Source organism: Xanthobacter nonsaccharivorans, from assembly GCF_043194755.2.
Lineage (GTDB): Bacteria > Pseudomonadota > Alphaproteobacteria > Rhizobiales > Xanthobacteraceae > Xanthobacter > Xanthobacter autotrophicus_G.
In genome coordinates this window covers 4,328,452-4,340,072 of sequence record NZ_CM195526.1, presented here as the reverse complement: position 1 = coordinate 4,340,072, position 11,621 = coordinate 4,328,452, and the positions used below count along the sequence as shown (strand labels likewise).

The window sequence follows — 11,621 nt, the reverse complement described above, 5'->3', positions numbered from 1 at the left end:
CGGCACGACGGCCCCGTGCGGCCTCCCTTCTGCGCATCCGGCAATCCAAGGAGGAAAACATGGCCAAGGTGCTCTGCGTTCTCTACGACGATCCGATCGATGGCTATCCCAAGAGCTATGCCCGCGACGACCTGCCGAAGATCGACCATTATCCCGGCGGCCAGACCCTGCCCACGCCGAAGGGCATCGACTTCACCCCCGGCACGCTGCTCGGCTCGGTTTCCGGCGAGCTGGGCCTGCGCCGGTATCTGGAGGCGAACGGCCACACGCTGGTGGTGACCTCCGACAAGGACGGCCCGGACTCGGTGTTCGAGAAGGAGCTGGTGGACGCCGACGTGGTGATCTCCCAGCCGTTCTGGCCGGCCTATCTCACCCCGGAGCGGATCGCCAAGGCGAAGAAGCTGAAGCTCGCCCTCACCGCGGGCATCGGCTCCGACCATGTGGACCTGCAATCGGCCATCGACCGCGACATCACGGTCGCCGAGGTCACCTACTGCAACTCCATCAGCGTCGCCGAGCATGTGGTGATGATGATCCTCGGCCTCGTGCGCAACTATCTTCCCTCCCATGACTGGGCCCGCAAGGGTGGCTGGAACATCGCCGACTGCGTGGCGCATTCCTACGATCTGGAGGCCATGAGCGTCGGCACGGTCGCGGCCGGCCGCATCGGCCTTGCGGTGCTGCGCCGCCTGAAGCCTTTCGACGTGAAGCTGCACTACACGGACCGCCACCGCCTGCCGGAAGCGGTCGAGAAGGAACTGAACCTCACCTGGCACGCCACCCGCGAGGAGATGTATCCGCATTGCGACGTGGTGACCCTGAACTGCCCGCTGCACCCCGAAACCGAGCACATGATCAACGACGAGACGTTGAAGCTGTTCAAGCGCGGCGCCTACATCGTCAACACCGCCCGCGGCAAGCTGTGCGACCGCGACGCGGTCGCCCGGGCGCTCGCGAACGGCCATCTCGCCGGTTATGCCGGCGATGTGTGGTTCCCGCAGCCGGCGCCCGCCGACCACCCCTGGCGCACCATGGCGTGGAACGGCATGACCCCGCACATCTCCGGCACCTCGCTGACCGCCCAGACCCGCTATGCGGCGGGGACCCGCGAGATCCTGGAGTGCTTCTTCGAGGGCCGGCCGATCCGCGACGAATACCTCATCGTGCAGGGCGGCAATCTCGCCGGTGTCGGCGCGCATTCCTACTCAAAGGGCAATGCCACCGGCGGCTCGGAGGAGGCCGCGAAGTTCAGGAAGGCGGGCTGAGACGCATCGCGCCGGGAGCGAAAATGAAAATGGCACCGGGGGCCTTTCGGCTCCCGGTGCCGCCGGTTCGAGATATGCCACACGAGAGCCTGGAAACGTGGATCGGTTGCGAAACGGGACTCAGTTGAAGGCGACGGCCGCGCCCTCCGGCCGCCGCTCGAGGGAGGCATGGGCCGCCGCCAGCGTCTTCAGGTGCCGCCCGCCCAAGGCGAAGGACACCTCGAAGCCATCCGGCGTTGCCAGCGTGAGAATGAGGGTGGAGGGATCGGAGGCCTGCTCGATCCGCACCATGTGGGCGGGATAGACGAGGCGCAGGCTGTCGTCCTTGTGACGGGCCCGCAGCACCTCCGCCATCATCTTGGGCAGGGTCATCACCATGGCCTGCAGGCAATCGGAGGGTAAATTGAGCGCGGTGAGGCTGCCGTCGGGCCTGCTGAAGCTCATGCGGATCCGGCTGCCGTCCACCGCCACGTCGAAGGACAGAAGCTCCTGCCCGATGATGTCTTCCCGCTCCATCGCCGTGAATTCCGATGTTGCCCAGCGCGCTCCTATATTCAATCAGATATAGCGCAAGTCAAGCGCCCGGCGCGGATCCTTCTCCGGCGACCTCCAGCCGCGCCGCCGTGAACGGCCTGCGACACAGATTCCCAGCGCATGCGGGGGAATGGAGCGGGGCTTCCATCCGGTGGGATCGCGCACTAGAACCGCACCATGGCGCTGCTCGACCTTGCGAACCCGGTCCGCTTCCTCAGCCTCTCCGCCCGCGTGCTGCCCTGGCTCACGGCGGCGGCGGTGGCGACGCTCGCCGTCGGCTTCGTCCTCGCTTTCCGCGCCCCGCCCGACTACCAGCAGGGCGAGACGGTGCGCATCATGTACATCCATGTGCCGTTCGCGTGGCTCGGGCTGTTCGGCTATTCCATGATGGCCGCCTCCTCTATCGGCATCCTGGTCTGGCGCCATCCGCTCGCCGACGTGGCGCACAAGGCCGCGGCCCCGGTGGGCGCCATGTTCACCGCGCTGTGCCTGATCACCGGCTCGCTGTGGGGGCGGCCCATGTGGGGCACCTACTGGGTGTGGGATGCGCGTCTCACCTCCATGCTGGTGCTGCTGCTGCTCTATCTCGGCCTCATGGCGCTGCGCGCCGCCATCGACGATCCCAACCGCGCCGGCCGCGCGGCCGCGGTGCTGACGCTGGTGGGCTTCATCAACGTGCCCATCGTGAAGTTCTCGGTGGACTGGTGGAACACGCTGCACCAGCCCGCGTCGGTGTTCCGCATGGGCGGCTCCACCATCGACGCCACCTTGCTCTGGCCGCTCCTTGCCTGCGCCGTCGGCTTCACGCTTCTGTTCCTTGCCCTGCACATGCTGGGCATGCGAACCGAAATCCTGCGCCGGCGCGTCGCCGCGCTGGAGGCCCGCGCCGCGGCCGAGGCGATGGCCTGACGGCGCGGTTGCGGAGCCCCATGAGCCACACCTTCTTCATCGCCGCTTCCTACGGCGTCACCGTCCTCGGCCTCGGCGGCCTCGCCGCCTGGTTCCTCATCGATTATGCGAGCCAGCGCCGCGCGCTGGCGGAGCTGGAGGCCCGCGGCATCGGCCGCAGGTCGCGTCCGGCGGGGACGTCCGTGGCAAAGGACGAAGCATGAGCGCCGCGCCCGCCTCTCCGCCCGAAGCCCCCGCGCCCCGCCGCCGCCTGTGGCTGGTGGCCCTGCCGCTGGTGCTGTTCCTCGGCCTCGCGGCGCTCTTCTTCTCCCGGCTGGAGACCGGGGGCGATCCCTCCCGCATCCCCTCCGCCCTCGTGGGCAAGCCAGCGCCGACCATCCCCCTGCCGCCGCTCGCGGGCCTGAAGGCGCCCGGAGGGGCGGACCTGCCGGGCATCGACATCGCCGCCCTCACAGGCAAGCCGACGCTGGTGAATGTCTGGGCGTCCTGGTGCGCGCCCTGCCGGGAGGAGCATCCCGTGCTGATGCAGCTCGCCAAGGACGGCCGCTTCAACCTCGTCGGCATCAACTATAAGGACGCGCCGGAGAACGCCCGCCGCTTCCTCGGCCAGTATGGCCTGCCCTACCAAGCGGTGGGCGTGGATCCGAAGGGCCGCGCCGCCATCGATTGGGGGGTCTATGGCGTGCCCGAGACCTTTGTGCTGGCGAAGGACGGCACCATCGCCCACAAGTTCGTCGGGCCGCTGACGCCCGAGACGGTGGCGAACACCCTGCTGCCGCTGATCGCGCGCCTCTCGGCCAACTGAGCGGCTATGTCCGCTGCGGAGGTGACGCCGGGCCCGCGCGGCATTATGGATTCACCCATGGCCTTCTCCGCGGAAGAAATCGAACGCTACGCCCGCCACATCGTGCTGCACGACGTGGGCGGCCCCGGCCAGCAGAAGCTGAAGGCGGCGACGGTGCTGGTGGTGGGCGCCGGAGGCCTCGGCGCGCCGGTGCTGCTCTATCTCGCCGCGGCGGGGGTGGGGCGGCTGGTCCTCGTGGAGGACGACCTGGTGTCCCTGTCCAACCTGCAGCGGCAGGTCATCCATCGCACCCAGGACGTGGGCCGGCCCAAGACCGAGAGCGCGCGCGACACCATCGCCGCCCTCAACCCCCATGTGGAGCTCGTGACCCACAATGTGCGGCTCGGCGCTGACAACGCCCTGGAGCTCATCGCCGGGGCGGACGTGGTGGTGGACGGCTCGGACAATTTCTCCACGCGCTACCTGGTCTCCGATGCCTGCGTGCTGGCCGGCAAGCCGCTGGTGACGGCGGCGCTCGGCGCCTTCGATGCCACGGTCACCACCTTGCGGGCTCATGAGCGCGGGCCGGACGGCACGCCCAACCCCACCTACCGCTGCCTCTTCCCCGAGCCGCCGCCCCCCGGCACGGTTCCCGCCTGCGCGGAAGCCGGGGTGCTGGGCGCGCTCGCGGGGATCGCCGGCTCACTGGCGGCGCTGGAGGCGATCCGGGCCGTGGTCGGCTTCGGTGAGGGGCTGGTCGGGCGCCTTTTGATGATCGACGCCCGCTCCATGCGCTTCGAGACGCTGAGCTACGGCTGGGACCCGGAGAACCCGCTGACGGGGGAGGGCCCGCGCATCACCGACCTGTCCGCCCATCGCCGCGGCGAGGCGGCGGCGTGAGCGCCGCCACCGCGCGGAGGGCGTGCGTCTATACCTGCCTGATGGGCGGCTACGAGGCGCTCAACGAGCAGCCGGTCGCGGCATCGTCCGCCATGGACTTCATCTGCTTCACGGATGATCCGGACCTGGCGAGCGACACCTGGCGCATTGTCCGCGTCACACCCGTGCTGCCTTCGGATCCGGTGCGCAGCCAGCGCGTGGTCAAGCTCAGCCCGCAGGAACTGCTGCCGGACTACGACGTCTCGCTCTACATCGACAATTCCATCAGCCTCCTGGCGCCGCCGGAGGAGATCCTCGCCTGCTATCTCACGCCGCGGACGCTGGCCGCCATTCCTGGCCACAGCTTCCGGGCCAGCATCGCCGACGAGTTCCTCGAGATCCTGCGCCTCGGCTACGATGACGCCGGCCGCATCCTGGAACAGCTGAACCACTACCGCCTGTTCCATCCGCAGGTGCTCGACGAGGTGCCATTCTGGTCGGGCCTGATGATCCGCCGGCACCACGATCCGAAGGTCGTCGCGGCCATGCGGCTGTGGCTCACCCATGTGATGCGCTATTCCCGGCGGGACCAGGTGTCGGGCCCGCTGGCCTACCACCTCGCGGGGCTGGAGGTGGAGCGCCTCGCGATGGACAACCGGGAATCCTGGTGCCATCGCTGGCCGGTCATCCAGAAGCGGGACCGTTCCGCCTTTCCGTTCTCCGCCGAGCTGTCCCAGCTGCCGCCGGAGATTCTGGGGCGCCGCTGGCTGCACGAGAAGGCGGAGCTGGAAGCCCGCCTCGCCGGCGCGCTCTCGCGCACCGCCGACGTGGAAGCCGCCCTGGCTCAGTTCGCCGCGCGCAATGAGGAGCTGAACGCGAGGCTCGGCAAGACCTCGCGGGGGCCGCTGCGCGGTGTCTTCGGGCGGGCCTTCGGCAGGCTCCTGAGGAAACGCCAGCCGGGGCGCTAGGGCGCGCGCCGCTCTGATCGCATCGCAGTCAGAGCGGCTAACGCGGTCTCTTTCTTAAGCTTGGAGCGCGATCCATTTAGCCGCGAGGGTGGCGCATCCGCCCGTCCGGTTCGCGGGCTGGGGGATGGTGCGCTCGCGTCCCGGGAGCTTGCTGGCGGATTCCTTCGGGCCGGCTCAATCCGTGCCGGCCTTCCCTTTGCCCGCGGCGGCTCTCAGAGCATCGCCGGCAGCACGCGGTCCGGCGGACGATGGCCGTCCATGAAGGTCTTGATGTTGACGATGACCTTCTCGCCCATGTCCACGCGCCCTTCCAGGGTGGCGGAGCCGAGATGCGGCAGCAGCACCACCTTGCCCTGCCGGGCGAGGCGCACGAGCTTCGGGTTCACCGCCGGTTCGTGCTCGAACACGTCGAGGCCGGCGCCGGCGATCTCGCCGGCTTCCAGCTGGCGGGTCAGGGCGTTCTCGTCGATCACCTCGCCGCGGGCCGTGTTCACCACATAGGCGTCGGACTTCAGCAGCTTCAGGCGCCGGGCCGAGAGCAGGTGGTAGGTGGCGGGCGTGTGCGGGCAGTTCACCGACACGATGTCCATGCGCGCCAGCATCTGGTCGAGGCTGTCCCAATAGGTGGCATCCAGCATCTCCTCGATGCCGGAGGGCAGGCGGCGGCGGTTGTGGTAATGGATCTGAAGGCCGAAAGCCTTGGCCCGGCGCGCCACCGCCTGGCCGATGCGGCCCATGCCGATGATGCCGAGGCGCTTGCCCCAGATGCGCCGGCCGAGCATCCACGTGGGCGACCAGCCGGGCCACTCCTCCTTGTCGGAGATCATCACCTGCGCGCCCTCGGCGAGGCGGCGCGGCACGGCGAGGATGAGGGCCATGGTCATGTCCGCCGTGTCCTCGGTGAGGACTCCGGGGGTGTTGGTGACGGTGATGCCGCGGTTCAGCGCGCTCGAGACGTCGATGTGGTCAACGCCGTTGGAGAAGGAGGCGATCAGCCGCAGGTTCTCGCCGGCCTGGGACAGCACGGCCGAATCGATGCGGTCGGTGACGGTGGGGACGAGCACGTCCGCGGTCTTCACCGCCTCGACGAGGGCGGCCTGGTCCATGGGCACGTCGTCGACGTTCAGCTTCGCGTCGAAGAGTTCACGCATGCGCGTCTCGACGGAGTCGGGCAGCTTGCGGGTGACGACGACGAGGGGTTTGCGACGCACCATCGTTACTCCCCATTCCCCAATTCTTAAGCAGTCAGGTCCCCTCTAGCAGACAGACGGGGAAACACAAGGCGGCAGCGCAAAGGCCGCCTTGACGCCGGGCGGGACCCGGCGCACTTCGTGCGCATTCAGCGCGCGGTGACAACCCCCTTCTAACTTTTTGATGAGACATCAGGCCGGGGCCTCCGGCGGTGCACGACGCAAAGCCGCCCGAAAGCCCCGGATATTTGGTGCGATGCGAAAGGACGTTCCCGAGATGCGGAAGATGCCCCTCCACCTGATGCGAAGCCCCCTGGCCGTTGCACTGGCTCTGGCACTTTCGGTCACCTCGCTGCTCGGCGCCTCCCCCGCCGGGGCGGCGGAGGAGGGCACCTCGGGCCTGCCGGTGCCGCGCTTCGTCTCCCTGAAGGCGGACACGGTGAACGTGCGCAACGGTCCCAACAAGGACCACGACGTGTCCTGGGTCTTCACCCGCGCCGGCCTTCCGGTGGAGGTCACGGCCGAGTTCGGCACCTGGCGGCGCATCCGCGATTCCGATGGGTCGGAGGGCTGGGTCTACCACTCCATGCTGTCGCTGCGGCGCACCGCCCTCGTCGCCCCGTGGCTGAAGGGCGAGACCGTGCCGCTGCGCGACAGCCCGAACCCCGACGCCCGCGTGGTGGCGCGGCTGGAGCCCAAGGTGCTGGCCGGAGTGAAGGCCTGCGATGGCAAGTTCTGCCGCCTGATCGGCGAGGGATTCGATGGCTACGTGCCGCAGTCCCAGCTGTTCGGCGTCTATCCCAACGAGAAGGTGGAGTGAGGCGCGGCGCGCCCCGTCACACCACCTCTTCCACCGGCCGCCCGCGGTAGCGCATCAGCAGCGGCACGGTCAGCGTCATGGGGTGGGCGATGCCGTGCTCCCACAGGCCGTCCTCGCCCCAGCAGTCGCCATGGTCGCCGCACACGATGATGGTGGCGCCGGAGAATTGCTCCAGCAGCGGGGCGATCTGGCGGTCCAGATACTCGCAGCTGAGGCGCTGGCGCTCCCGGCATTCCTCCGCCCGGTTCACCTTCTGGAAGGGCAGGCATGGATTGTCCGTCCGGTCCCACGGCGCGCCCTCGAAATAATAGGGCACGTGGGTTTCCCCGAGGTTCAGGAACACGAACAGGTCCCGGCGCGTCTCGCGGGAGAGCGCCTTCTCGATGAACGCGAGCTGCGCCTTCACGCCCTTGTCGCCGGTGAACAGGAACTGCTCGAAGCTGCCGGTGAGCTTCTTCGACACCGGCGTCTTCGGGTCGAACCAGCCCATGGCGGCGGCGCCCACCGTGGCGTAGCGGGCATTTCGGAAGCCGGAGACGATGTCGTCGCCCGACACGGAGAAGCCCGGCCGCGCATGGCCCGCAGCGCCGGCCCGGTCGAGCCGGAAGAGCCGCGCGAACTTCGGGTTGAGGAAGGGCTTCTCCAGCTCCGCCACGCCGGGCGTGAAGCCCGCGAACATGGCCATGTGCGACGCGTAGGTAAAATGCGCCGGAGCCTGGGCCTTGTAGAGGGCGGAGACGGACTTCATGGCAGGGGCGTCGGCGGCCGCGAAGGTGTCGTAGCGGCAGGAATCGACGGTGATGAACAGGATGCTGTCGGGGGTTACGCGCATGGGGCGGCTGCCAGTCAACGATTTCGGGAAGGGCGGAAGCGCGGGCGCGCGTCAGTTCCCGCCGTCGTTGCTGGCCTCCCCGCAGGTGTAGCCCACGAAGCAGCGCGGATTGTCCGAGGTCGCCATCCAGGCGGGCGTGGTCACCTGGTCGTCGGCACAGGAGCGCTCGTCGCGCACGTAGCGCTGCGCATTGCCGTTGCCGGTGGGGATGAGGATGAAGCCCTGGGTGCGCACCGCCGCGGCGATGCCGGCGCACGTGGAGGGCGGGGCGGGAATGGCCATGTATCCTACCGGCGGCGGCGTGCCCTGGCCGTAAATGGCGGTGCCGTCCACGGGTACCGGCAGGCCCGAGGCTCCAAGGTCCGGCGGCGGCGCCAGCGGATCGCCGCCACCCTGCGCCAGAGCCGGCACGGACAGCAGCGTGAGCGCCAATGCCAGCGCGGAGGCGCGATACCGCGCGATGCGAACCAACCGCATGAATACTCCCCCTGCATTCTGCCGCCGGGGAACGCCTCTACCTCACCTTGGGGACGGAGCAAAGCGGAACTCGCTCTGATCCACGTTGGCGGAGCGGAAATAATCGGCAGTGACGCAAGGGGGGGGGCTGCGGCGTGTTCCCGATATCCCCGGAGTGCTCCACCTGTGGACAAAGGGCGGGGGATGGAGAGGGGTAGGGGTTTGTTTGCGCGCGTCGCGGACGCTGTGCGGCCATCGCCGAACTTGCTAAACCAATTTCCCATCCAGCGGATCCCGGCCCCATGCTCGACCTTCCCATCAAGGGCGAACTCGAATCCAATTACCGTCAGGCCCCGCACAATGTGGAGGCGGAGCAGGCGCTGCTGGGCGCCATCCTCGTCAACAACGAGGCCTTCTACCGTGTCTCCGACTTCCTCGAGCCGCGCCATTTCTACGAGCCGATCCACGCGCGCATTTTCGAGCTGTCGGGGGCGCTGGTGCGCGCGGGCAAGCTCGCGACCCCGGTGACGCTGAAGACGTTCCTGCCCGCGGACCTGGACGTCGCCGGGATGACCGGCCCCCAGTACCTCGCCCGCCTGGCGGCGGAGGCGACCACCGTCATCAATGCGGAGGACTACGGGCGTACCATCTACGATCTGTCGGTCCGCCGCGATCTCATTCGCATCGGTGAGGAGATCGTCAACGAGGCTTATGACGCTCCGGTCGATGCCACTCCCCAGGGGCAGATCGAGCAGGCGGAAAAACGCCTCTACGAGATCGCGGAGACGGGCCGCTACGATGGCGGCTTCCTGCGGTTCGGCGAGGCGCTGCGCGAATCGGTGGACATGGCCTCCAAGGCCTTCCAGCGCGACGGCCACCTCTCGGGCATCGCCTCCGGGCTCGACGACCTCGACCACCAGATGGGCGGCCTGCAGCCGTCGGACCTCGTCATCCTCGCGGGGCGCCCGGCCATGGGCAAGACCTCGCTCGCCACCAACATCGCCTTCAACATCGCCGCCGCCTATCGCGGGGAGACGCGGCCGGACGGGGCCACCGAGACGGTGTCCGGCGGTGTGGTCGGCTTCTTCTCGCTGGAAATGAGCGCGGAGCAGCTCGCCACCCGTATCCTTGCCGAGCAGGCGGAGATCGCCTCCTACAAGATCCGCCGCGGCGACATCTCCGAGAGCGAGTTCTCCAAGCTCGCCGCCGCCGCCCAGACCATGCAGACCGTGCCGCTCTATATCGACGACACCGGCGGCATCTCCATCGCCCAGCTGGTGGCGCGGGCACGGCGGCTGAAGCGCCAGCGCGGGCTCGACTTCATGGTGGTGGACTACCTTCAGCTCCTTTCGGGCTCCAGCAAGAGCTCGTCGCAGGGGCGCGTGCAGGAAATCACCGAGATCACCACGGGCCTGAAGGCGCTTGCCAAGGAACTGGAGGTGCCCATCGTCGCCCTGTCCCAGCTCTCCCGCCAGGTGGAGTCGCGGGATGACAAGCGGCCGCAATTGTCGGATCTTCGCGAATCCGGCTCCATCGAGCAGGACGCCGACGTGGTCATGTTCGTGTTCCGGGAGGAGTATTATCTTAAAAACAAGGAGCCCAAGCCGGGCACAGAGGAGTGGTTCAAGTGGGAGATCGAGATGAAGGCGGTCGAGAACACGGCCGAAATCATCATCGGAAAGCAGCGCCACGGCCCAACGGGGACCGTAAAGGTGCATTTCGAGCCCCAGTTCACCCGCTTCTCGAACCTGGCGCGGGAGGACCATCTGCCGGAGCGCCACTGAGCCCCCCACCGCAGGATCCGGAGCTTGCCGAGGCCTTCGCCCGCGAGGAGCGCGAGGCGGGCGCCGTGCTCACCATCGATCTGTCCGCGATCGCCGACAACTGGCGCGCCATAGCCGCCTTGTCCGCGCCGTCCGATTGCGCGGCCGTGGTGAAGGCCAATGCCTACGGCCTCGGCATGGCGCGGGTCGCCCCCGCCCTGTGGCGGGCCGGCGCTCGCAACTTCTTCGTGGCGCATTTGAGCGAGGGGCTGGAGCTGCGCGCCCTCCTGCCCGAAGCCATCATCTACGTGCTCAACGGGCTGTTGCCGGAGGTGGCGGACGTTTATGCCGACGCCGACCTGCGGCCGGTATTGGGGTCCGCGCCGGAAATCTCCGACTGGAGCGACCTCTGCCGGGACCGCAACACCAGCCTGCCGGCGGCGATCCATGTGGACACCGGCATGCACCGTCTCGGCCTCTCGCTGGAGGAGGCCGTGCAGCTCTCCGGCACCTTTCGGCTCCTGGGCTTCACGCCCAGCCTGATCATGAGCCATCTGGCCTGCGCCGACATGCCAGGCCACGTGCTTACCGCCCGCCAGCGCATGATCTTCGCCGATGTGGTGCGACGCTTCCCCGGCGTGCCGGCCTCCCTCGCCAATTCGGCGGGAACGCTGCTCGGCCGGGATTTCCGCTTCGAGATGGTGCGGCCCGGCATCTTCCTCTACGGCGGCGTCGCCATCGCCGGGGTTCCGCCGCTGCAGCCCGTGGTGCGGCTCGAGGCGAAGGTGATCCAGGTGCTGAGCGCGCCCGCCGGTGAGACGGTGGGCTACGGCGCGGTCCAACGCCTGAAGCGGCCGAGCCGGCTTGCCACCGTCGCCATCGGCTATGCGGACGGGCTGTTCCGCGCCGGCGGCTCCTCGGACATGGTGAAGGGGGCCGAGGCGATCCTCGCCGGGCGGCGCTGCCATCTGGTGGGTCGCGTCTCCATGGACCTCGCCACCCTCGACATCACCGACCTCCCCGAGCAGGCGGTGGAGCGCGGCGACACCGCCGTGTTCCTGGGCGACGGCATCGGTGTGGACGACCTCGCCGCCCGATCCGGCACCATCGGCTACGAGGTCCTCACCTCGCTCGGCGCCCGCTATGCCCGCCGCTACGTGGGTGGGTAGCCGTCCCGAACGGGCGGGCCGCGCTGGCCAGGGGCGCCCGATCGGATGGATT

At 68.7% G+C, this 11,621-nt stretch carries 13 protein-coding genes; 9 read left to right on the top strand and 4 right to left on the bottom strand.

The features are described from left to right. The first annotated feature begins 59 nt into the window (after positions 1–59). On the top strand, positions 60–1,265 hold the full coding sequence (locus V5F59_RS19760; RefSeq protein ID WP_393976850.1) for an NAD-dependent formate dehydrogenase: 1,206 nt from the start codon (positions 60–62) through the stop codon (positions 1,263–1,265). Between the two features lie 120 nt (positions 1,266–1,385). On the opposite strand, the gene V5F59_RS19755 is transcribed toward V5F59_RS19760, so the two are convergent. Beyond that, complete coding sequence (locus V5F59_RS19755; protein WP_393976848.1) at positions 1,386–1,781, bottom strand: hypothetical protein; 396 nt, start codon at positions 1,779–1,781, stop codon at positions 1,386–1,388. 195 nt (positions 1,782–1,976) lie between these two features. Here V5F59_RS19755 and V5F59_RS19750 point away from each other — a divergent pair, with 195 nt between their 5' ends. The 5 genes from V5F59_RS19750 to V5F59_RS19730 are packed head-to-tail and all read left to right on the top strand — an operon-like array spanning position 1,977 to position 5,339. Next, positions 1,977–2,708, top strand: coding sequence for a heme ABC transporter permease (locus V5F59_RS19750; protein ID WP_393976846.1), 732 nt, complete (start codon positions 1,977–1,979; stop codon positions 2,706–2,708). A gap of 20 nt (positions 2,709–2,728) precedes the next feature. Beyond that, on the top strand, positions 2,729–2,911 hold the full coding sequence (gene ccmD, locus V5F59_RS19745) for a heme exporter protein CcmD (RefSeq protein WP_393976844.1): 183 nt from the start codon (positions 2,729–2,731) through the stop codon (positions 2,909–2,911). Next, on the top strand, positions 2,908–3,513 hold the full coding sequence (locus V5F59_RS19740; protein WP_393976842.1) for a DsbE family thiol:disulfide interchange protein: 606 nt from the start codon (positions 2,908–2,910) through the stop codon (positions 3,511–3,513). Before ccmD ends, V5F59_RS19740 begins: the two co-directional genes overlap by 4 nt. A 57-nt stretch (positions 3,514–3,570) precedes the next feature. Then, the gene (locus V5F59_RS19735; RefSeq protein ID WP_393976840.1) at positions 3,571–4,392 is read left to right on the top strand and encodes a HesA/MoeB/ThiF family protein; all 822 of its coding nucleotides are present in this window, start codon (positions 3,571–3,573) and stop codon (positions 4,390–4,392) included. Next, positions 4,389–5,339, top strand: a complete 951-nt coding sequence (locus V5F59_RS19730; protein WP_393976838.1) for a glycosyltransferase domain-containing protein — start codon at positions 4,389–4,391, stop codon at positions 5,337–5,339. Before V5F59_RS19735 ends, V5F59_RS19730 begins: the two co-directional genes overlap by 4 nt. A gap of 212 nt (positions 5,340–5,551) precedes the next feature. On the opposite strand, the gene V5F59_RS19725 is transcribed toward V5F59_RS19730, so the two are convergent. Beyond that, positions 5,552–6,553 (bottom strand): 2-hydroxyacid dehydrogenase, encoded by a 1,002-nt coding sequence (locus tag V5F59_RS19725; RefSeq protein WP_393976836.1) that lies wholly within the window; start codon positions 6,551–6,553, stop codon positions 5,552–5,554. Positions 6,554–6,806: 253 nt separating this feature from the next. Here V5F59_RS19725 and V5F59_RS19720 point away from each other — a divergent pair, with 253 nt between their 5' ends. Further along, positions 6,807–7,349, top strand: a complete 543-nt coding sequence (locus V5F59_RS19720) for an SH3 domain-containing protein (protein WP_393976834.1) — start codon at positions 6,807–6,809, stop codon at positions 7,347–7,349. Positions 7,350–7,365: 16 nt separating this feature from the next. Here V5F59_RS19720 and V5F59_RS19715 read toward each other — a convergent pair whose 3' ends face one another. Then, complete coding sequence (locus V5F59_RS19715; protein WP_393976832.1) at positions 7,366–8,181, bottom strand: alkaline phosphatase family protein; 816 nt, start codon at positions 8,179–8,181, stop codon at positions 7,366–7,368. A 51-nt stretch (positions 8,182–8,232) separates the two neighbouring features. Continuing rightward, positions 8,233–8,658 carry a hypothetical protein gene (locus V5F59_RS19710; RefSeq protein ID WP_393976830.1) on the bottom strand — a complete coding sequence of 142 codons (426 nt, stop codon included), beginning with the start codon at positions 8,656–8,658 and terminating at the stop codon, positions 8,233–8,235. Between the two features lie 281 nt (positions 8,659–8,939). Between V5F59_RS19710 and V5F59_RS19705 the strand changes: the two genes are divergently transcribed. Together V5F59_RS19705 and alr are read left to right on the top strand one after the other, a co-directional pair. Beyond that, a complete protein-coding gene (locus tag V5F59_RS19705) occupies positions 8,940–10,421 on the top strand; it encodes a replicative DNA helicase (RefSeq protein WP_393976828.1) in 1,482 nt (493 codons plus the stop codon). A gap of 65 nt (positions 10,422–10,486) precedes the next feature. After that, the gene (gene alr, locus V5F59_RS19700; protein WP_393976826.1) at positions 10,487–11,569 is read left to right on the top strand and encodes an alanine racemase; all 1,083 of its coding nucleotides are present in this window, start codon (positions 10,487–10,489) and stop codon (positions 11,567–11,569) included. The last annotated feature ends 52 nt before the right edge of the window (positions 11,570–11,621 follow it).

Coding starts and splice junctions, on each gene's coding strand:
- V5F59_RS19715 (WP_393976832.1), bottom strand. CDS start 8,181: ATGCGCGTAACCCCCGACAGCATCCTGTTCATCACCGTCGATTCCTGC.
- ccmD (WP_393976844.1), top strand. CDS start 2,729: ATGAGCCACACCTTCTTCATCGCCGCTTCCTACGGCGTCACCGTCCTC.
- V5F59_RS19710 (WP_393976830.1), bottom strand. CDS start 8,658: ATGCGGTTGGTTCGCATCGCGCGGTATCGCGCCTCCGCGCTGGCATTG.
- V5F59_RS19755 (WP_393976848.1), bottom strand. CDS start 1,781: ATGGAGCGGGAAGACATCATCGGGCAGGAGCTTCTGTCCTTCGACGTG.
- V5F59_RS19740 (WP_393976842.1), top strand. CDS start 2,908: ATGAGCGCCGCGCCCGCCTCTCCGCCCGAAGCCCCCGCGCCCCGCCGC.
- V5F59_RS19725 (WP_393976836.1), bottom strand. CDS start 6,553: ATGGTGCGTCGCAAACCCCTCGTCGTCGTCACCCGCAAGCTGCCCGAC.
- V5F59_RS19750 (WP_393976846.1), top strand. CDS start 1,977: ATGGCGCTGCTCGACCTTGCGAACCCGGTCCGCTTCCTCAGCCTCTCC.
- V5F59_RS19735 (WP_393976840.1), top strand. CDS start 3,571: ATGGCCTTCTCCGCGGAAGAAATCGAACGCTACGCCCGCCACATCGTG.
- V5F59_RS19760 (WP_393976850.1), top strand. CDS start 60: ATGGCCAAGGTGCTCTGCGTTCTCTACGACGATCCGATCGATGGCTAT.
- V5F59_RS19720 (WP_393976834.1), top strand. CDS start 6,807: ATGCGGAAGATGCCCCTCCACCTGATGCGAAGCCCCCTGGCCGTTGCA.
- V5F59_RS19705 (WP_393976828.1), top strand. CDS start 8,940: ATGCTCGACCTTCCCATCAAGGGCGAACTCGAATCCAATTACCGTCAG.